General features: G+C 68.7%; 12 protein-coding genes and 1 pseudogene. 5 read left to right on the plus strand and 8 right to left on the minus strand.

Going from position 1 to position 20,150, the window contains the following annotated elements; all coding sequences use genetic code 11:
- Positions 1-145 (minus strand): transposase (locus H4F98_RS13370; protein WP_182688335.1); only part of this gene is annotated, 145 nt, incomplete at its 3' end.
- Between the two features lie 420 nt (positions 146-565).
- Positions 566-1,960 carry a hypothetical protein gene (locus H4F98_RS13375; RefSeq protein ID WP_182688336.1) on the minus strand — a complete coding sequence of 465 codons (1,395 nt, stop codon included), beginning with the start codon at positions 1,958-1,960 and terminating at the stop codon, positions 566-568.
- A gap of 301 nt (positions 1,961-2,261) precedes the next feature.
- Between H4F98_RS13375 and H4F98_RS13380 the strand changes: the two genes are divergently transcribed.
- Positions 2,262-5,966: an indolepyruvate ferredoxin oxidoreductase family protein gene (locus H4F98_RS13380; protein WP_182688337.1), complete on the plus strand. Its 3,705-nt coding sequence runs from the start codon at positions 2,262-2,264 to the stop codon at positions 5,964-5,966.
- Between the two features lie 659 nt (positions 5,967-6,625).
- On the opposite strand, the gene H4F98_RS13385 is transcribed toward H4F98_RS13380, so the two are convergent.
- The 4 genes from H4F98_RS13385 to H4F98_RS13400 form a co-directional block, all read right to left on the minus strand.
- Positions 6,626-8,554 (minus strand): M61 family metallopeptidase, encoded by a 1,929-nt coding sequence (locus H4F98_RS13385; RefSeq protein WP_182688338.1) that lies wholly within the window; start codon positions 8,552-8,554, stop codon positions 6,626-6,628.
- Between the two features lie 91 nt (positions 8,555-8,645).
- A complete protein-coding gene (locus H4F98_RS13390) occupies positions 8,646-9,161 on the minus strand; it encodes a DUF11 domain-containing protein (protein WP_182688339.1) in 516 nt (171 codons plus the stop codon).
- A 128-nt stretch (positions 9,162-9,289) separates the two neighbouring features.
- Positions 9,290-10,849, minus strand: coding sequence for a BCCT family transporter (locus H4F98_RS13395; RefSeq protein WP_182688340.1), 1,560 nt, complete (start codon positions 10,847-10,849; stop codon positions 9,290-9,292).
- A 100-nt stretch (positions 10,850-10,949) separates the two neighbouring features.
- A complete protein-coding gene (locus H4F98_RS13400; RefSeq protein ID WP_182688341.1) occupies positions 10,950-11,585 on the minus strand; it encodes a DUF938 domain-containing protein in 636 nt (211 codons plus the stop codon).
- 255 nt (positions 11,586-11,840) lie between these two features.
- Between H4F98_RS13400 and H4F98_RS16725 the strand changes: the two genes are divergently transcribed.
- Positions 11,841-13,820: an N-acetylmuramoyl-L-alanine amidase gene (locus H4F98_RS16725; protein ID WP_220479222.1), complete on the plus strand. Its 1,980-nt coding sequence runs from the start codon at positions 11,841-11,843 to the stop codon at positions 13,818-13,820.
- 101 nt (positions 13,821-13,921) lie between these two features.
- Here the strand turns inward: H4F98_RS16725 and H4F98_RS13410 are convergent, their stop codons facing one another.
- Positions 13,922-14,242 (minus strand): hypothetical protein, encoded by a 321-nt coding sequence (locus tag H4F98_RS13410; protein ID WP_182688342.1) that lies wholly within the window; start codon positions 14,240-14,242, stop codon positions 13,922-13,924.
- 127 nt (positions 14,243-14,369) lie between these two features.
- Here H4F98_RS13410 and H4F98_RS13415 point away from each other — a divergent pair, with 127 nt between their 5' ends.
- On the plus strand, positions 14,370-15,815 hold the full coding sequence (locus tag H4F98_RS13415; protein WP_182688343.1) for an MATE family efflux transporter: 1,446 nt from the start codon (positions 14,370-14,372) through the stop codon (positions 15,813-15,815).
- Positions 15,816-15,822: 7 nt separating this feature from the next.
- Here H4F98_RS13415 and H4F98_RS13420 read toward each other — a convergent pair whose 3' ends face one another.
- A complete protein-coding gene (locus H4F98_RS13420) occupies positions 15,823-16,500 on the minus strand; it encodes a hypothetical protein (protein WP_182688344.1) in 678 nt (225 codons plus the stop codon).
- A gap of 240 nt (positions 16,501-16,740) precedes the next feature.
- Between H4F98_RS13420 and H4F98_RS13425 the strand changes: the two genes are divergently transcribed.
- Positions 16,741-19,206 (plus strand): DEAD/DEAH box helicase, encoded by a 2,466-nt coding sequence (locus tag H4F98_RS13425; protein ID WP_246373213.1) that lies wholly within the window; start codon positions 16,741-16,743, stop codon positions 19,204-19,206.
- An 85-nt stretch (positions 19,207-19,291) separates the two neighbouring features.
- Positions 19,292-20,143 (plus strand): annotated as a pseudogene (locus H4F98_RS13430) (ribonuclease H-like domain-containing protein); the annotation flags it as partial.
- Between the last annotated feature and the right edge of the window lie 7 nt (positions 20,144-20,150).

The following is a 20,150-nucleotide window of genomic DNA, read 5'->3' on the forward strand; positions in this document are numbered from 1 at the left end:
CGCTCATGCCCCCGAACTTGCTCCGCCACAGGTAGTACGACGCCTCGCTGAAGCCGTGCTTGCGGCACAGCTCCTTGACCGGCAGCCCGGCCTCGGCCTCACGCAGGAAGCCGATGATCTGCTCTTCGGAAAAGCGCTTCTTCACGTCCAATCTCCTTACTCTGGGGAATTGGACTCCAGATCGCCGCGCTACTCAAAACCGGGGGGACGTCGCGAGGTCAGCGACCTCGGACAAGAGTCTCACGCACTGGATGATGCGGTCCACGGCCTGGACGAAGAGGAAGTTCGACACCCGTCCGTGAGCGCTATCCGATCCCGGACACAATGTCGAACAGGTCGAGCAGCCACCTCAAGAAGCTCCGGGCAATGGGTTTGCGCTTGCGAAGCCTCTCCACCAACAACCACGTCACCCAGAGCATCAGGATAACGACAGTAGCCAAGACAATCGTTCCAAGAAGGAACGTGAACATGTGCTCCACGGTTTGAGCTCCCAATGCCTCAGAACATGACGGGACGTGGAATGAGGAAGTCTACTCTTACCCCTGTTTTCTGAGGCCTTAGGGCCTTAGAACAGCCGCTTCTTCAAGTCCGAGAACGCATTGAGGCCGCCACGCCAATCACTTCCGGTTTTCGGCAGGATAAACGGATAGCGCGCGTCGTCTCGGTAGAGCAGCTTGTAGTGCTTCCCATCTTCATGGATGACGAAACCTATCTCTTCAAGGTCAGCGCGGACGCCTGCGGTCAGTGACGTGTATTGCCTAAAGACCTCCTTCAGCCGCTCCAGAATTTCTTCCCTATCACCCGGGTTTTCATTGTTCTCTACTAGGCTAGCGAGGACCTGTTGGCGACGAGAGTGGGCGTCTGACGACTCTGCTGCCTTCTTGAGCGCTTCGGTGATCAGCCCCAGTTGTTCCCCTTGATACAAGTCGTTTTCCGTGGTTTCAATCTGAATTGACCTATCGACATCGCGCTTGGCAAAATTTACGTCGTTCTTGTTGTAGCGAGCACGAACGAGTTCTGACTCTAAGCGTAGAATCTCTTCTTCCTTCGCGGCGATTTCCCGGTCGAAGTGCTCAATGTACTCGTTGATATCGCCTGATCCAGAATCCCTCAGCGCATCGAGCTTCTGCCTGGCTGTCATTTCCTGGAGATATGACCAAGTGCATTGGCGACGTATGCGCTGGTAGAGCAGCGACAGCCTGATCTTCTTCGCTACTGCAGTCTGCAAAGCAATAGAGTCGCTCCATTTGGATGGAAGATAGAGCCACTTCCCAATGCCGTCTGGCCAGTAGATTGCAATGGCACCGTTATAAGCGTTCTCACCGAACACACGTCGCATGATCAACGAAGAAAACTTTCGACTTGGTTCGACAACTACGTGAGCCATTCCGGACACCCACTTGGCGAGCGTGTTGGGATCAGCAATGGTTCTTTCATCGCTGTCCCGACTAACGTAGACAACCGGCATTACGCTATCGGTGCCTGCGCAGATAATCTTCTCAGCCAAGTCGGCTTCGTGCTCCGAGAGGAAGATTGGCCTGTCCGAAACTGAGAGAGTTCCGTCGTATCCGCCGGAAAATCTTTCCATCAGCAATTTGACAATGTACGGTCGCTTACCCTGCTCGAGACGCTCAACCGGAAACTCTGAGTCCACGTTGAGTTGAATACTCACGAGAAAGTTATCGAAGGACTTGTAGCCGATAACGTCGGTTACCCAGCGAATATTGTCTTGGTCTGTTTTCTCGTAGCGAACACCACCGCAGGCGTCTGTACCCGCTTGGTAGTGGCCAAACGAGACAGACTCTTCTTCGCCACCAAATCGTCCGTCCCGAGTTCCCTCGGGAATAGCCGTTCGCAACGAAGTGTGCTGACTGCCGACGATCCAAGTTCTGCAGCAGTCCATGAAATCGGACATGTTGGTGTTTGGGTGGATCGGGAACTGCGTCTTGAACGTGAGCATTGAAATCCCCCCCTGAGTGCTAGCTCCCAAATATCTGAAAAGACGAATCCCTGATCGCATAGCACCCCAGCCCCGGGGCGCTATCCGACCGAATCTACTATAGCGCCGGGGTCGCTCCCCACCCCCGGTGACTAAGCCCCACCCCGTCAAGCCGCAGCGCAGCACGGGCGACCAAGGTCGGATTGTTATACTTGGCGGACTCTGCCTTGCCCTTCGCCGTGCCCGTCGACTCCGTCGGCAGGCCGCGGCGCCGGACGCCGGGCGATCCCAGCCACAGGCGACCCCCCGCCCGGAGCCACGCATGACCAGTACCGCCGAACTTTCCTCCCCCGCCTCGGCCGGCACCTCGCTGACCCATGGGGTCAACGACCCGGATTACACGCTCGAGCACAAGTACACGCGCGAGTCGGGCCGGATCTACCTGTCGGGCGTGCAGGCGCTGGTCCGCCTGCCGCTGATGCAGCGGCTGCGCGACCAGGCGGCCGGGCTGGACACCGCCGGCTTCATCTCCGGCTATCGCGGCAGCCCGCTGGGCGGTTTCGACCTGGAGCTGTGGCGCGCGCGCAAGCACCTGGAAGCCTCGGGCGTGAAGTTCACTCCGGGCCTGAACGAGGACCTGGGCGCGACGATGGTCTGGGGCACGCAGCAGACCAACCTGTTCGAAGGCGCGAAGGTCCAGGGCGTCTACGGCATGTGGTACGGCAAGGGCCCGGGCGTGGACCGCTGCGGCGACGTGTTCAAGCACGCCAATGCCGCCGGCACCTCGCCGCACGGCGGCGTGCTGGCGTTGGCCGCCGACGACCATGCCTGCCGCAGCTCGACCCTGCCGCACGGTTCCGAGCACGAGTTCGTCAGCGCGATGATGCCGGTGCTGAACCCGGCCGGCGTGCAGGACATCCTCGACATGGGCCTGATCGGCTGGGCGATGAGCCGCTACACCGGCCGCTGGGTCGGCTTCAAGACGATCGCCGAGACGGTGGAGTCTTCGGCCTCGGTCGACGTGAACCCGCTGGCGCTGCAGATCGTCACCCCGGACGACTTCGAACTGCCGCCGGGCGGGCTCAACATCCGCTGGCCCGACCCGCCGCTGGACCAGGAGATGCGCCTGCACCAGTACGCGGTCAAGGCCGCGCAGGCCTTCGCTCGCGCCAACCGCATCGACCGAATGGTGATCGACTCGCCGAACGCGCGACTGGGCATCGTCACCACCGGCAAGAGCTACCTGGACGTGCTGCAGGCGCTGGAATACCTGGGCCTGGACGAGCGCGCCTGCGCCGACCTCGGCATCCGCGTCTACAAGGTCGGCATGACCTGGCCGCTGGAGCCGGTGGGCATCCGCGCGTTCGCGCGGGGGCTTCAGGACATCGTCGTGGTCGAGGAGAAGCATTCCTTCATCGAGAGCCAGATGAAGGAGCTGTTCTACAACTTCGACGGCGAGCGTCCCTCGATCGTCGGCAAGTACAACGAAGGCGGCGAGTGGATCCTGCCCTCGACCTCCGAGCTGACCCCGGCGCGCATCGCCGGCGTGATCGCCAAGCGCATCCAGAAGTTCCATGACTCCGAGCAGATGCGCGACGTGCTGCGGTGGATGGAGGAGAAGGAATCGGCGCTGGCGCTGCCGCGCGCGCAGTTCCCGCGCGTGCCGCACTACTGCTCGGGCTGCCCGCACAACACCTCCACCGTGGTGCCGGACGGCTCGCGCGCGCTGGGCGGCATCGGCTGCCACTACATGGTCACCTGGATGGACCGCAGCACCGACACCTTCACCCACATGGGCGGCGAAGGCGTCACCTGGGCAGGCCAGGCCGCGTTCACCGAAACGCCGCACGTGTTCCAGAACCTCGGCGACGGCACCTACTTCCACTCCGGCTCGCTGGCGATCCGCCAGTCGATCGCCGCCGGCGTGAACATCACCTACAAGATCCTCTACAACGACGCGGTCGCGATGACCGGCGGCCAGCCGGTCGACGGCACCCTCAGCGTGCCGCAGATCGCGCACCAGGTCCGCAGCGAGGGCGTGCACGCGATCGTGGTGGTGTCCGACGACGTGTCCAAGTGGCGCAAGCGCGAGCTGTTCCCGTCCGACGTGGAGTTCTTCGACCGCAAGGAGCTCGACGCGGTGCAGAAGCGCCTGCGCGATGTCAAGGGCGTCAGCGTGCTGATCTACGACCAGGTCTGCGCGACCGAGAAGCGCCGCCGCCGCAAGCGCGGCAAGATGGTCGACCCGGCCAAGCGCGTGGTCGTGAACTCGCTGGTCTGCGAAGGCTGCGGCGACTGCGGCAAGAAGTCGTTCTGCGTGTCGGTGCTGCCGAAGGAAACCGAGTTCGGCCGCAAGCGCGAGATCGACCAGAGCAACTGCAACAAGGACTTCAGCTGCATCAATGGCTTCTGTCCGAGCTTCGTCACCGTCGAGGGCGGCGGACTGAAGAAGAAGAAGGCGGCCGCGAGCGCGAAGGACCGCTTGAACGACCTGCCGATGCCGACCCTGCCGGCGCTGGACCAGCCCTGGAACATCCTGATCACCGGCGTCGGCGGCACCGGCGTGGTGACGATCGGCGCGCTGCTCGGCATGGCCGGTCACCTGGAGGGCAAGGGCGCGACCGTGCTCGACCAGACCGGCCTGGCGCAGAAGGGCGGCGCGGTGACCACGCACATCCGCATCGCGAAGTCGCCGTCGGACATCCACGCCGTGCGCATCGCCGCCGGCGAGGCCGACCTGGTGCTGGGCTGCGACATGGTCGTGGTCAACGACTACTGGGCGCTGTCGAAGATCCGCGAGGGCCGCAGCCAGGTCGTGCTCAACAGCTACGAGGCGATGCCGGGCACGTTCACGACCCGTCCGGACATGCAGTTCCCCGCCAACGACATCATCCAGGCCATCTCCACCGCCATGGGCAGCGGCACGCCGCACGTGGTCGACGCCACCCAGGTCGCCACCGCCCTGCTGGGCAACGCGATCGGCAGCAACCTGTTCCTGCTGGGCTATGCCTGGCAGCAGGGCCTGGTGCCGGTGTCGTTCGAGGCGATCATGCGCGCCGTCGAGCTCAACGGCGCGGCGATCGAGATGAACAAGACCGCCTTCGCCTGGGGCCGCCTGGCCGTGATCGACCTGCCGGCGGTGCTGGCCGCGGCCGGCATCACCCCGAACGTCGCCCAGGCCGACGCGCAGGCCAGCGTGCTGCCGATGCTCGAGCCCGGCGCTTGGGAGAACACCGAGTGGGGCGCGACCTCCGCGCCGCGCGAGACCCGCGACGAGGACGACCTGCGGCACCTGCCCAACGCCCTCGGCGGCGCGCGTTCGGACGCCGACAGCGTGGCCTTCCTGCCGCTCGACGACGAGCGCCTGTCGCGCTCGCTGGACGAGCTGATCGCCCGCCGCATCAGCTTCCTGACCGAGTACCAGGACGCCGCCTATGCCGCGCGCTACAGCAGCTTCGTCACCCGCGTGCGCGATGCCGAGCAGGGCAAGGCGCCCGGCAGCACCGACCTCACCGAGGCGGTGGCCCGCTACGCGTTCAAGCTGATGGCCTACAAGGACGAGTACGAAGTCGCGCGCCTGTACACCAGCGGCGAGTTCCTGCGCCGGCTGGAGCAGCAGTTCGACGGCGACTTCAAGCTCAAGTTCCACCTCGCCCCGCCCTTGCTGGCGAAGAAGAACGACAAGGGCGAGCTGGTGAAGGCCGAGTACGGCCCGTGGGTGATGACCGCGTTCAAGTGGCTGGCGAAGCTGCGCAAGCTGCGTGGCGGCACCTTCGACGTGTTCGGCTACACCGAAGAGCGCCGGATGGAACGCCGTTTGATCGAGGAGTACGTTGCCACGGTCGAGTCGCTGTTGCCGACGCTGGACGCGGGCAATGTCGGCCTGGCCGCGGAGATCGCCTCGATCCCCGAGCACATCCGCGGCTACGGCCATGTCAAGGAAGCGCACCTGCACAAGGCCAAGGCCCGCGAGGCCGAGCTGCTGGCCGAGTGGGCGAACCCCTTGCGGGTGGTCCAGGTCGCCTGAGCCGCTCGCTCCCGCGCCGCTCCGCAATGAAAAAAGCCCCGCGCGATGCGGGGCTTTTTTCTTGGGTTCGTCGTGCGTGTGGGTACGCGGCGGTGGGTTTCGCCTATGGCTCTACCCACCCTACGGGGTGGGGTGAGAGGCGGAAACGTAGGATGGGTAGCGCGAAGCAAAACCCATCTTTCGTCGTGCGTGCGATCCCGTGATGGTGGGTTTCGCCTTTGGCTCTACCCACCCTACGGGGTGGGGTGAGAGGCGGAAACGTAGGATGGGTAGCGCGAAGCAAAACCCATCTTTCGTCGTGCGTGCGATCCCGTGATGGTGGGTTTCGCCTATGGCTCTACCCACCCTACGGGGTGGGGTGGGAGACGGAATCGTAGGATGGGTAGCGCGAAGCAAAACCCATCGCTCGTCTCGCGTGCAATCCCGCGATGGCGGGTTTCGCCTATGGCTCTACCCACCCTACGGGGCGAGGTGGGAGACGGAATCGTAGGATGGGTAGCGCGAAGCAAAACCCATCGCTCGTCGTGCGTGCGATTTCCCGATGGTGGGTTTCGCCTTTGGCTCTACCCACCCTACGGGGCGTGCATGGCCATGCCGGCATCGGCACCGGGTGGTGCAATGCGCTTCGCTTATTGCACCCTACGAAGCCGAAGCGGGAATCAGAGCGGCTTCAGGATCTCGGCCAGGCGGTCGGGACGGCCGGCGATGCGCTCCAGGTACGGATACTTGAGGCCATCGCGGTAGTCGATGGATACCGTCTTGACCACTTCGCCGTGCTTGACGACCAGTTCGACCCGCGGGCCGCCGGCCTGCGCGGCCTTGATCGCGTCGTCGAGCAGCGCGGGCTCGAAGGCGTAACCGTTCACCGCGAGCAGGGTGGCGCCTTCGGTGATGCCGGCGTCGAACGCAGGGCCGTCCCAGCGCACGCCGGAGACGACCGCGTCCTCCAGCCGCACCGCCAGCCCGATCGAGGCCGTGTAATCGGCCTGCTTGCGCTGGGCCAGCAGCGCTTTGTGGAAGGCGCTCGGGGTATCGCGGTAGGCCAGGCGCCAGCCGGCGGCCTCCAGTCCATCCAGCGGCGGGCGGTGGGCCTCGATCCGGCTGCGCAGGAAGGTGGCCCAGTCGAAGCCCGCCACGCCCTGCAGGGTCGCGACGACGTCGTCGAAGTCATAAGGCTTGACCTCCCAGCGGCCGTCGTCGACGCCGAAGAAGGCCGCCGCGAAGTCGTCCAGCGAGCGCCGGCCCTTGCTCAGCTCGCGCAGCTTGGCGTCGACCGACAGCCACACCAGCGCCCCGGCGTTGTAGTAGTCCTCGCTGAGCTGGTAGCTGCGCCAGGGCTGGGGGCGGCGCATGGCGATGATCGGATCGTGGGTGGTGTCGAGCACGCTGCGCCAGTCCAGGCCGGGTCGGTCGACGGCGTAGGTGGCGGCGACCAGGGCCAGCTGGGCCATGGCGTCGTCTCGGCTCCACAGCCCCGAGCGCGCCGCGAGCACCATGCCCCAGTACTGGGTCTGCCCTTCGTAGACCCAGAGCAGCTCGTCGCGCATCGGCACCTGGAAGTTCGGCGTGGCCAGGCCTTCGGGGCGGCGGAACTTGCCGTTCCAGGAATGCACGAATTCGTGCGGGAGCAGGTCGCGCGAAGCGACCTGGGCGTCCCAGTCGGTGAAATAGCCCGGTGCCACGCCGTTCTCGCTGGAGCGGTGGTGCTCCAGGCCGTTGCCGCCCATGCGGTCGGAGAGCGAGAACAGGAAGTCGTAGTGGTCGAAGTGCCGCGAGCCGAACAGCCGGTAGGCCTGCTGGACCAGCGCGCGATGCGCCTTCAACTGCGCGTCGCTGGCGTCCAGGTAGCGCGGCGCGTCGGCCACGATGTCCAGGTGGACCGGCCGCGCCGCGCCCGGGTCCAGGTCGACCCGGCGGAAGTGACGGCCGGCGTAGACGGGCGAATCCTGCAGGGTCTCGAAATCGACCTCGCCGTAGCGCAGGGTGTCGCCGCTGCGCGCCTGCAGGTCCAGCGCGGTGCCGGCCTGCCAGCCGGGCGGCAGGACCAGCGTCGGCGCGAAGCGGATGCGGTCGGCCGCGTGGTTGGCCGGGTACAGCGCGACCGTGTTCCATTGCAGGTTGAGCATGTCCGAGGTCATGACCACCCGACCCTGGGCCTCCGAGGTGGGCGTGAGCATGTCGAACTCGACGTCCAGCGACGCCACGCCTTCGGGCACCTCGAGCATGAAGGCGAAGACCTCGCCCGGGTCGCGGGTCCAGTGCAGCGGCCGGCCGTTGCCGCGGATGCGCAGGCCGGCAAGCTTGTGGATGGGGCCGTCGGCGCGATGCTTGCCGGGGATCCACTTGGGGAACAGCAGCGTCAACGGCCCGGGCGAGACCGGGATCGACTGGCGCACGTGGAAGACGCGGCGCGCGGTGTCGGTGGCGTCGACCGTCAGCGCGATCGTGCCGGGCCAGGCCTGTCCGGGCGATGCGGGCGTGCCCCAGTCGACGCCACCGGCGGGCGCCTGGGCGAATGCGATCCCCGGCAGGGCCAAGGCCAGGGCGGAAACGAGGGCAAGCGACAGCGGTACGGCGGCACGACGCATCAACGGGCTCCAGGCGGCTCGACGGGCCGGTCATGCTACCGGCCGCTGCCGCCCGTCGCCCCTGCCATAGGGCCCAAGGCGGGCCGCGGGATCAGTCGACCGTGCAGGTCAGCTCGAACGCGAGCGAGCTGTTCGCCGGCAGCGTGGGGATCGCCACGCCGGATGCGAGCGCCGCCACCAGGGCCGCGTCGGTCGCCGCCGGGCAGGCCGCGCCGCCGGTGGCATTGCCGCAACTGGCCGTGGTGCAGGTCAGGCCGGTCGGGGGCGGATTCTGCACGACGGCGCCGTTCGCCGCGTCGGGGCCGGCGTTGGCGACGGTGATCGTGTAGACCGTCTGCGCGCCCTGGGCCAGGGTGTCGCTGGGCAGGTCGACGCCGCCGGGATTGTTGGCATTGGTGATGCTCAGGTTCGCCTGCGGGTTGCGGACGTTGCTGAAGGTGCAGGTCAGGTCGTCCCCCGCCGCCGCGGTCAGGCTGAAACTGGTGCCGCTTCCGGAGGGCGTCTGTCCGCCCGAAAGCGCATTCGTGCAGCTGTAGGTGGTGGTGTAGGTGCCCAGGTCGGCGCCGTTGCTGCCCAGTTCGTTGAAGGTGTACTGCTCGCCGTCCACGCCATGCCATCGGGCGCCCCTCCATCGGGTGCCCGCGCTGGATCCCTTGCGAATATGGCCGGAATATAACGTCAGCCCGGAACGCTGCCTGCACGCGGCGTTCACACCGCGGAGCGGGCGACGGGGATTCAGGCCGGGTTGCCGTCCGTGTCGCTGGCCGTGCCGCGCTCGCGTTCCAGCCAGCGCTTCTCCGCGCGGTAGAGCTCGCGCGCCTCCAGGTCCCACGCACGCATGTCGGCCGAGAGCACGCGGTGCAGGGATACCACCACCAGCACCATCAGGACCGCGAAAGGCAGGGCCGCCACGATGACCACCGCCTGCAGCGCCTCCAGTCCCCCGGCGGCGAGCAGCGCCGTCGCCACCGCGGCCTGCAGCACGCCCCAGGTGATGCGGCGCGACAGCGGCGGCTCCTGGGCGCTCTCGCTGGACATGCTGGCCAGCACCAGGGTCGCCGAGTCGGCCGAGGTCACGAAGAAGCTCATCAGCAGGACGATGGCGGTCCAGGCCAGCACGGTCGCCATCGGCAACAGGTCGGTCATCGCGAACAGGACGTTCTGGTAGCCGCGCGCCAGCGCCGAGAGCAGGTCGGCATGGTCGAACATCTCCGCGTGCAGGACCGTGCCGCCGAAGCCGGAGAACCACAGGAAGCTCACCATCGCCGGCGCGCAGACCACCCCGAGCAGGAACTCGCGCACGGTGCGGCCGTAGGAGATCTTGGCGAAGAAGGCACCGACGAAGGGCGCCCAGGCGATCCACCACGCCCAGTAGAAGATGGTCCAGTCGCCGACCCAGGCGCGTTGCGAGAACGGCGTCATCCGCAGGCTCATCGACGGCAGCAGGTTCAGGTAGCTGCCGAGCGTGGTGGTCAGCGTCTCGAAGATGAAGGCCGTCGGCCCCAGTACGATGACGAAGGCCAGCAGCAGGGTGGCGATCGCCAGGTTGAGGTTGGACAACCATTTGATGCCGCGCTGCAGGCCGGTCGCGCTGGAGGCCATGTAGAGCACGAAGGCCACGGCGATCACGACCAGCTGGGTGCCCAGGGTGGCCGGGATGCGGGTGACGTGGCCCAGCCCGGCGGTGATCTGGGTCGCGCCGAAGCCCAGCGTGGTGGCGACGCCGACCGCGGTGGCGACCACGGCCAGGACGTCGATGGCCTGGCCGGCGGGCCCGTGCACGTGGCGGCCGAACAAGGGCTCGACGAGGTCGCTGACCAGCCCGCGCGCCTTGCGGTTGAACTGGAACCAGGCCATCGCCAGGCCCATCAGGGCGTAGATCGCCCAGGGATGCAGCCCCCAGTGGAAGAACACGTAGCGCATCGCCGCGCGCGCGGCGGCGTTGGTTTCCGGCGTGATGCCTTCCGGCGGCCGCTGGAAATGCGACAGCGGCTCGGCCGCGCCCCAGAACACCAGGCCGATGCCCATGCCGGCGGAAAACAGCATCGCGAACCAGGAGCCGCGGGAAAACTCGGGTTCGGCCTCATGGCCCCCGATCCTCAAGCGGCCCAGCCGGCCGAAGGCGAGGTAGGCGAGAAAGGCAAGCACCCCGAACACGATCACCAGGTACAGCCAGCCGGCGCCGGACAGGGTCGCGAGCTGCACCCGCGCACTCAGGGCGCCGAAGGCCTCCGGCGCCAGGACGCCGGCCAGCACCAGCAGCGTCAGCAAGGCGACGGATACACGAAAAACCACTGCACTCTCCCCGTTTCGGAACCGCGACCGCAGGCGCCGAGGCCGGCGCCGGCGCGATCATGCCGCTCCGATGGTACCCCCCGCCCCCGTTACGGCGCCGTCACCGCTGGCGTCGCCAGGCCAGGCAGCGGTTGTGGGCGGGCATCCCGACGTCTTCGAGCAGGACCAGTCCCACCGAGCGCGCCAGTGCATCGACCGCCTCGACATCGCGGATGCCCGAGCGCGGGTCGCGTGCCTTCAGCCAGGCGTCGAAGGCCTCGTTGCTGGGACTGGTGAATCGACCCTCGCGGTTGAAGGGGCCGTAGACCACGACGGTCGCGTCGGCCGTCATCAGGGCGCCCAGGCCGGCGAAGCAGGCTTGCACCTCGGGCCAGCCCATGATGTGCAGGGTGTTGGCGCTGAACACCGCGTCATGGCCGGCCGGACCGTCCTTCGGCGCGGGCAGCGGCGGGTACAGGCCCGGCACCGGCGCCACGGCGGCGGCCAGTTCGCGCGCCGGCGGTGTGTTGGGCAGGCCGGCCTCGTCGAGCCATTGGGCGATCCCGGGGAGCGCATCGGCACGATCGGTGCACTGCCATTGCAGCCACGGCATCGCGGCGGCGAAATGCACCGCGTGCTGGCCCGTGCCGCTGCCGACCTCCAGCACGTGGCGCGCCCCGGCGAAATGCCGGAGAAGGACCGGCAGGATTGCGTCGCGGTTGCGCTCGCAGGAGGGCGCGAAGGGCTTTCCGGTCATGGACTCGCTCGGCAGGGGGCGGGACGGCTCGCGGCAGCACGCGGTCGGCGCGGGCCAGCGCCCACCATACGCCTGCGTGTCGCAGAGTCTCGACGCAGCGCGTCATGCGGGGGCGCGCCATGGACCGCCCCGCGGTCCAGGGAACGACGGCGGTCACAGATTACCGGTCCGCCGCCCCGGCTGTCGCCAGGATCGTCCCGCGGGCGGGGTAGAAAAACCGGGCAGGGGAGATTCCAGACAGGGAGTTCAGTCACGATGAACAGACGCATCACTTTCGCCGCCGCCTCCGTGCTCGCCACTTCGCTGGGCGCGGCGTTCTGCGCGCCGGCCGCGGTCGCGGCGCCGCCGGCGATCGACGCCGCACCGGCCGCCGAGTCCGCCATGCAACGGCGCCTTGCCGCCGAAGAGGCCTCGCTGCGACCGCAGCGGATCGCGTTCCAGGGGTATTTCCGCCAGGCCTACGCACGCTATCCGACGATCCCCGCCGGCACCCTGGAGGCCATCGCCTACGTGCAGAGCCGCTGGATGCAGCTGCAACCGGGCAAGGCGGATTCGCAGGACGAGCGCCACCTGCACATGCCCTTCGCACACGGCGTCATGGGGCTCTACGCCGGCGAGGGCTTCGCCGACCAGGTGGGCGAAGCGGCCCACCTGCTGGGCGTGGAACGCGACCAGGTCATGCGCGATGCGCGCCTGAACATCCTCGGCGCGGCCGCCCTGCTCGATCGCGAGATCCGCCGCGACCTGGGCGCGCCCGACCTGGTCCGCGCCGGCGGCACGTCCGTGGGCAGGGCCGACCCCGGCCCCGAACGCATCCGTCCGGCGCTGATGCGTTATGCCGGCTTCTCGCCCTCGCCCGCCGAGGCCGTGCGCGCCAGCGCCGCCGGCGACTACGCGCGCACCAGCTTCGCCTACGACGTCCTGCTCGCGCAGGATCGCGGCGTCAACGATCGCGGGATCGTGGTCCCCGAACGCGCAATCGCCTGGGAGCAGGCCTTCGAGCCGGACCAGCTGGTCATGCTGCGGGCCCCGATGCTGCGGCTCGATGCCGCCCGCGACCGCATCGACCTGGGGCCCTACCGCGTCGACCCGCTGAGCGAGACCCTGCAGCGTGCCGGGGGCGGCGACGCCAAGGCCGGTACCGGCATGCTCGCGCCGGCCGCGACCGACGTCGGCATCCAGAGCACCGACTACGGTCCCGCGCTGTGGGTGCCCTCGCCGTATTACCGCTCGCGCAGCAGCTACAGCTCGGTGACCATCCACACCGCCCAGGGCAGCTACGCGGGCACCATCAACTGGTTCAAGAGCAATCCCTACAGCGTCAGCGCGCACTACGTGATCCGCAGCTCGGACGGCCAGGTCACCCAGATGGTGCGCAACGCCAACGGCGCCCACCACGTCGGCGTCCACAACGGCACCACCCTGGGCATCGAGCACGAGGGCTACGTCAACAACAGCTCCTGGTACACCACCGCGATGTACAACAGCTCCGCGGCGCTGGTGCGCAGCTTCTGCAGCAAGTACTCGGCGATCAGCTGCGCGAACGCCTACAACGGGCCTTCGCACAGCGGGGTGGTCGTGCTCTCGACCTCGATCGACGTCAAGGGCCACCAGCACTACAGCAGCCAGACCCACACCGATCCGGGCATCAACTGGGACTGGCGCCGCTACTACACCCTGCTCAACCCGGGCAGCGGCGGCACCACGAAATACCTGGACCGGTTCGAAAGCAGCGTGGGCCACTTCACCACCAGCCCCACGTACTCGGGCAGCACCCGTGGCATCTCCACCGCCTCGAGCGCGACCCGGACCTGCAGCACGCGCAAGAACGGCAGCTGTTCGCTGCGCGTGCTGCTCAAGGACAACGCCTCGAGCAGCGCCAACTGGTCGGTGCGCCTGCTGTCGGGGGCCGGCAACCCTTCCAGCAACACCGCCCTCACCCGCGCCAACGGCAAGATCGGCTTCTGGGTCTACGCCGGCGGCAGCGGGATGAAGGTCGGGGTCGGCATCGACGACAGCGACGGCACCGAGCGCTCGACCACGCGCACCCTGTCGGCCAACACCTGGACCTACGTGTCCTGGTCGCTGACCGACGCGGCGCAATGGAACGCCTGGGTCGGCGGCAACGGTGCGATCACCGCCGGCACGGTGAAACTGGACGCCATCTGGATCGAACGCGCGCAGACGTCCTATGACGTGAACGTCTACATCGACGACGTGCAGATCCGGAACTGATACACCGCCTGCGACACGACCCGCGGCGAAGGCGTCGCGGGTCGTCGGAGTGCGGCATGGCGCGAACCGGCCCCACGGGGCCGGTCGGCTCAATCCGGGGGTCAATCCACGGGGGGCACGCGCGGTCGACCCGCCCGGGCCGGCACCTGGCGTATCGCGCGGTGGATGTAGGACCACAGCCACGCGGCGCTGGCCAGCACCGCGATGCGTGCGAGGTTGACGGGCGTGGTCAAGGCATCGCCGAAACTGCCCTCGATGGTCGGCAGCTCCACCACCAGCACGAAGAAGGCCACCAGCGCGACCGCAAGGACCAGCGCCGCGAGCATCCAGGCGCCTTCCCCGAGCCACGCCAGCAGCGCCCGCCACGCGCCGGCGACCGGGACGGGCGAGGGAGTCTGCGTGGGGCGGATGACCGATGACATGGGGATAGTCTGCCTGCGCGCCGGTCACGGCCGCGTGCAATTCCGGTGAACCGCAGGCAAACGCCGCGCGGCGCCAGGGGCCGGCCGCGTTCGCATCCCGCCCACGCCGGGGGCGTACCCTGCGTCGATGAAACCGCGCGACCTGACCGACGGCCCGATCGCCTCCACCCTGTTCGTCTTCGCCCTGCCGATCCTCGGCGGCAACGTGCTGCAGTCGCTCAACGGCTCGGTCAACGCCGTCTGGGTCGGTCGCTTCCTCGGCGAACAGGCGCTGACGGCGACCGCCAACGCGAACAACATCCTGTTCTTCCTGATCGGCGCGGTGTTCGGCCTGGGCATGGCGGCGACCATCCTGGTCGGGCAGGCGATGGGGCGCCGCGACACCGCCATGGCCAAGCGCGTCATCGGCACCGCGGCCACGTTCTTCTTCAGCGTCTCGATCGCGGTGGCCGCGCTGGGACTGCCGTTCTCGCACCACTTGCTGGGCTGGATGGACACGCCCGCCGACGCGCTGCCGTTCGCCGATGCCTACCTGAAGATCATCTTCATGGCGGTGCCCTTCATCTACCTGTTCGCGTTCCTGACGGCGATCCTGCGGGGCGCCGGCGACACCCGCACGCCCTTCGTGTTCCTGCTGCTGGTGGTACTGCTGGACATCGTGCTCAATCCGCTGCTGCTGTTCGGCATCGGTCCCTTCCCGCGCATGGGGATCGCCGGGGCGGCGACGGCGACCTTCGTCGCCAACGGCCTGTCGCTCGTGGCGCTGCTCGCGTGGCTGCGGCACCGCCGCCACCCGCTCTGGATCGGCCGCCACGAACGCGCGCTGTACCGGCCCGACTGGACGATCGTGCGCACCCTGGTGACCAAGGGCGTGCCGATGAGCCTGCAGATGATCCTGATCTCGGCGGCGATGATCGCGATGATCAGCATGGTCAACACCTACGGGGTGGAGACCACCGCGGCCTACGGCGCGGCATTGCAACTGTGGACCTACGTACAGATGCCGGCGATGGCGATCGGCGCGGCCTGCTCGACGATGGCCGCGCAGAACGTCGGGGCCGGCCACTGGACGCGGGTCGAGGCGACGACCCGCACCGGCGTGCTGTTCAACTTCCTGCTGACCGGTGCGCTGATCGCCCCGCTGGTCCTGTTCGACCACGCCACGCTGTCCCTGTTCATGCCCGAGGGCAGTCCTGCGTTGCCGGTGGCGCGGCACCTCAACCACATCGCGGTCGGCTCGTTCCTGTTCTTCGGCGTCACCTTCGTGGTGTCGGGCGTGGTCCGCGCGACCGGCGCGGTGATCCCGCCGCTGCTGATCCTGGGCATCGCGTTGTGGGGCATCCGCGTCCCGTTCGCCAACCTGCTGCAACCGCAGCTGGGCGTGGACGCGATCTGGTGGAGTTTCCCCGCCAGCTCGGTGTGCGCGATGCTGATGTCGCTGGCCTACTACCGCTGGGGCCGGTGGCGCGAGGCGCGCATGCTGCCGGTGCGCGCGGCGGGGATCGCGATCCCCGCCGAGGTGCCGGCGCAGGTGCCGGCACCGGTCGCCGATCCCGCCGCGCGCACCGACTGAACCCCGCTCAGGGCGCCAGGCAGAGGTCGGGATCGCCGAAGATCGTTTCGAGCGATTCGCCATGCTGCACCATCCGGGTCGCGACGCATGCGGCGGACTTCACGACGCGGGCGTCTTCGCGCCAGTCGCACCAGTCCGGCGCGGAGCGACCGAAGGTGCGTTTGCGCCAGGTGGTGCGCGGCCCGCCGCAGGCCGTCGCGGCCGGGAAGGCGTACCACATGCCACCGTCGTGCTTGCGGTTCCAGCCGGTGGCCTGGCATGCGCCGTCGTTGTAGCGGCATTGCCGGGCGCACTGCTGCAGTTCCTGCAGGGGCAGGTTGGAGGGACAGCCCACGCCCGCGTGCTCGAGGTTGCATTCACAGTAGTCGTTCGGTGCGTCGGCGATGCGGGTGACGACATAGCGGATGGCGTAGGCATCGGAATTCCCGGGCACGGTGGCCACGATCGAACGGAAGGACACCGCATCGGTCGCGTTGGCTTCCTGCAGCGACAACAGGGGCCGGCCCTGCGCATCCTCGTCGATCGGCAAGCGCGACTGCAGCCGATAGACCTGCACGGTCTCGCAGGGATCGCCGCCGGGACAATCGGCCCGTGCCAGGCCGGACCAGGCTAGCAGTGGCGTGGCGAGGGCCAGGACGAGGGCGGCCAAAGTGGCGCGTCGCGCGAGGGTTGCCGGGGACTGCATCGATCACCTCCTGGGGGCTCGGGGACGCGGAACCGGGCGCCGGTCCCGCTCGCCTGTCAGGAACGCGGCCGGATCGCCGCCGTGAAAGCGGCCTTGCCGCGTCTCACCGGCTGAGACGCCGCTCTGGCCCACTGCCCCCATCACGGGTCGGGACACCGACGGGAGGCAGACACGATGGGACAGGCCATGGTGCGACATCGCGCGGGCGAGGAAGGGGGCCTGCTGGACACCCCGGCCGGCATGCCGCCGGAGAAGCGGACCGGCGACGGCGGCGCGCTGACCCGTCGCCTCGCGCGCCGGTACCACGAACGCATCACCGGCCAGTTCACGATCCCCGGCCGCGAGGGCGACTACGCGCCGCTGCCGGCGGACCTGCCGCCGGGCCTGGCGGCGGCGCTGCGCGGGCGCGGCATCGACCGCCTCTACCGCCACCAGGCCGAGGCCTGGGACGCCGCCCGCCGTGGCGAGCATGTCGCCGTGGTGACGCCGACCGCCTCGGGCAAGTCGCTGTGCTACACGCTGCCGGTCGCGGCGGCGGCGATCGAGGCCCGCGCGACGGGGGCCTCGTCGAAGGCGCTGTTCCTGTTCCCGACCAAGGCGCTGGCCCAGGACCAGGTGGCCGAGCTGCTCGATCTCAGCCGCGCCGGCGAGCTGGGCCTGAAGGCCTTCACCTTCGATGGCGACACGCCCGGCGACGCCCGCCAGGCGATCCGCCTGCACGGCGACATCGTGGTCAGCAACCCGGACATGCTCCACCAGGCGATCCTGCCCCACCACACCAAGTGGGCGCAGTTCTTCGAGAACCTGCGCTACGTGGTGATCGACGAGGTGCACAGCTACCGCGGGGTGTTCGGCAGCCACGTGACCAACGTGCTGCGCCGCCTGAAGCGGATCTGCGCGTTCTATGGCGCGTCGCCGCAGTTCATCCTGTGCTCGGCGACGATCGGCAACCCGCGCGAGCACGCACAGGCCCTGGTCGAGGCACCGGTGACCGCGATCGCCCGCTCCGGTGCCCCCAGCGGGGACCGGCATGTCCTGTTGTGGAACCCGCCGGTGGTCAACCCGGACCTCGGCCTGCGCGCTTCGGCGCGTTCGCAGAGCAACCGGATCGCCCGGATCGCGATCAAGGCCGGCCTCAAGACCCTGGTCTTCGCGCAATCGCGGACGATGGTCGAGGTGCTGACCAAGTACCTCAAGGACGTCTTCGACGCCGACCCGCGCAAGCCGGCGCGCATCCGCGCCTACCGCGGCGGTTACCTGCCCACCGAACGCCGCGCGGCCGAGCGCGACATGCGCGATGGCCGTGTCGACGGCATCGTCAGTACTTCGGCGCTCGAACTGGGCGTGGACATCGGCAGCCTGGACGTGGTCGTGCTCAACGGCTATCCGGGCAGCGTCGCCGCCACCTGGCAACGCTTCGGCCGCGCCGGGCGCCGGCAAAAGCCTTCGCTCGGCGTCATGGTCGCCAGCTCGCAGCCGCTGGACCAGTACGTCGTCCGCCATCCCGAATTCTTCGGCGATGCCACGCCCGAGCATGCGCGCATCGCGCCCGACCAGCCGCTGATCCTGTTCGACCACATCCGCTGCGCGGCGTTCGAGCTGCCCTTCGAGGCCGGCGAAGCGCATGGCCCGGTCGACCCCGGGCTGTACCTGGAGGCGCTGGCCGAATCCGGCGTGGTGCACCGCGAGGGCGACCGCTGGGAATGGATCGCCGACAGCTATCCGGCCAACGCGGTCTCGCTGCGCTCGGTCGCCGATGGCAACTTCGTGGTCGTCGACCGCACCGACGGTCGCCAGCGCATCATCGCCGAGGTCGACTACTCCGCCGCCGCGCTGACCCTCTACGAGGGCGCGATCCACATGGTCCAGAGCACGCCCTACCAGGTCGAGCGCCTCGACTGGGAGGGCCGCAAGGCCTACGTCACCCGGACCCATGTCGATTACTACACCGACGCGATCGACTACACCCGGCTCAAGGTGCTCGAACGCTTCGACCGCGAAGCCGCGGGCCGCGGCGAGGCGCAGCACGGCGAGGTGCACGTGGTGCGCCGGGTGTCGGGCTACAAGAAGATCCGCTACTACACCCACGAGAACATCGGCTACGGCCCGGTCAACCTGCCCGACCAGGAGCTGCACACCACGGCCGCCTGGTGGCAGGTGCCGCAGCCGCTCCTGCTGGCCTGGTTCGCGTCCCGGCAGGAGGCCCTGGACGGATTCCTGGGCGCCGCGCATGCGCTGCACCTGGTCGCAAGCGTGGCGGTCATGGCGGACGCCCGCGACCTGCAGCGCGCGGTGGGCAATGGCGACGGCGCGTGGTCGGCGACGGCCGATGGCAGCGGTCGCGGCCAGGTCCGCGGCCTGGACGGCCAGCCGCGCGACATCGAGGACGAGGCCCGCTTCGTCCCGACCGTGTACCTGTACGACAACTTCCCCGGCGGCGTGGGCTTGAGCGAGCCGCTCTGGACGCGCCAGCGTGAACTGGTGCAGCGCGCCAGCGAGCTGGTGGCGGCCTGCGAATGCAGCGCCGGATGCCCGGCCTGCGTCGGCCCCATCCTCGCCGTCGACGAGGTCGCGCCGGGCACCGGCGCGGACGGTGCCGACACCCGACCCGCGACACCGAAGGCGCTGGCGCTGCGGGTACTCGAACTGCTCGCGCCGGCGACGGCCGTGTCGCCGGTGGACGTCGGTCGAGGAACACCGGCATGACGCCTCGATTGTCATCGCCGCCAGCGGACCACCTGGCATGAGCCTTGCGCTGGAGTGCCTGCGCACCCTGCAGCGGCAGTCCGGCGCTACGCGTCCGGCGGCGGCGGACGCACTGCCGCCACGGCCGCCGGATGCGGTCGCCGCGGACACGCCGGCGCAGGCCCTTCGCCGGCTGCTCGCGCCGCGCCTGCGCACCCAGGCGCCGGCACCGCTGCCCGCGGCGGCACGCGAACTGCCCGGCGAGGCCATCGCCGATGGCCTGCGGCTGGTCACGAGCTGGCAGGCGTTCGCGCCGCCGGCCGCGCCCATACCGCTCGCCTTCGCACGGCGCGGGGACGCCGTCGCCCCCGGGCGCTTCCTGTTCTTCGACACCGAGACCACCGGCCTGGCCGGCGGCACCGGCACCCGCGCCTTCCAGATAGGCGCCGCCGACTGGCACGCGGGCGGCCTGCGGGTGCGGCAACTGCTGATGACCACGATGGCCGCCGAGCCGGCGATGCTGCGCGCCTTCGCAACGTGGCTGGCACCCGACACGCTGCTGTGCAGCTACAACGGCCGCTGTTACGACGCACCGCTGCTCAAGGCGCGCTATCGCCTGGCCCGGCTGCCCGAACCGCTCGGCGCACTCGAACACCTGGACCTGCTGTTTCCCACGCGGCGCTTCCACAAGGGGCGTTGGGAGGACTGCCGGCTCTCGACGATCGAGCGCCGGCTGCTCGGGATCGTGCGCGAGGACGACCTGCCCGGCGCCCAGGCGCCCGCCGCCTGGCTGGGCTACCTGCGCGGTGGCGCGTCGACCGAGCTGCGGCGCGTCTGCGCCCACAACCACCAGGACGTGGTGACGCTCGCGCGCCTGTTGCTGGCGCTTGCCGGCAGCGCCGACGACAACGCCATCGCGTTGCCGGGCCTTCATGCCACGCGAACGGGCGGGGTGTAGGCTGCGG

Origin of the sequence: Marilutibacter spongiae (assembly GCF_014145325.1) — a bacterium.
In the GTDB taxonomy this organism is placed as follows: domain Bacteria; phylum Pseudomonadota; class Gammaproteobacteria; order Xanthomonadales; family Xanthomonadaceae; genus Marilutibacter; species Marilutibacter spongiae.

Bases quoted from the DNA above. Each gene is read 5' to 3' on its own strand.
- H4F98_RS13385 (WP_182688338.1), bottom strand. From the start codon at position 8,554: ATGCGTCGTGCCGCCGTACCGCTGTCGCTTGCCCTCGTTTCCGCCCTG.
- H4F98_RS13400 (WP_182688341.1), bottom strand. From the start codon at position 11,585: ATGACCGGAAAGCCCTTCGCGCCCTCCTGCGAGCGCAACCGCGACGCA.
- H4F98_RS13425 (WP_246373213.1), top strand. From the start codon at position 16,741: ATGCCGCCGGAGAAGCGGACCGGCGACGGCGGCGCGCTGACCCGTCGC.
- H4F98_RS13380 (WP_182688337.1), top strand. From the start codon at position 2,262: ATGACCAGTACCGCCGAACTTTCCTCCCCCGCCTCGGCCGGCACCTCG.
- H4F98_RS13375 (WP_182688336.1), bottom strand. From the start codon at position 1,960: ATGCTCACGTTCAAGACGCAGTTCCCGATCCACCCAAACACCAACATG.
- H4F98_RS13420 (WP_182688344.1), bottom strand. From the start codon at position 16,500: ATGCAGTCCCCGGCAACCCTCGCGCGACGCGCCACTTTGGCCGCCCTC.
- H4F98_RS16725 (WP_220479222.1), top strand. From the start codon at position 11,841: ATGAACAGACGCATCACTTTCGCCGCCGCCTCCGTGCTCGCCACTTCG.
- H4F98_RS13410 (WP_182688342.1), bottom strand. From the start codon at position 14,242: ATGTCATCGGTCATCCGCCCCACGCAGACTCCCTCGCCCGTCCCGGTC.
- H4F98_RS13415 (WP_182688343.1), top strand. From the start codon at position 14,370: ATGAAACCGCGCGACCTGACCGACGGCCCGATCGCCTCCACCCTGTTC.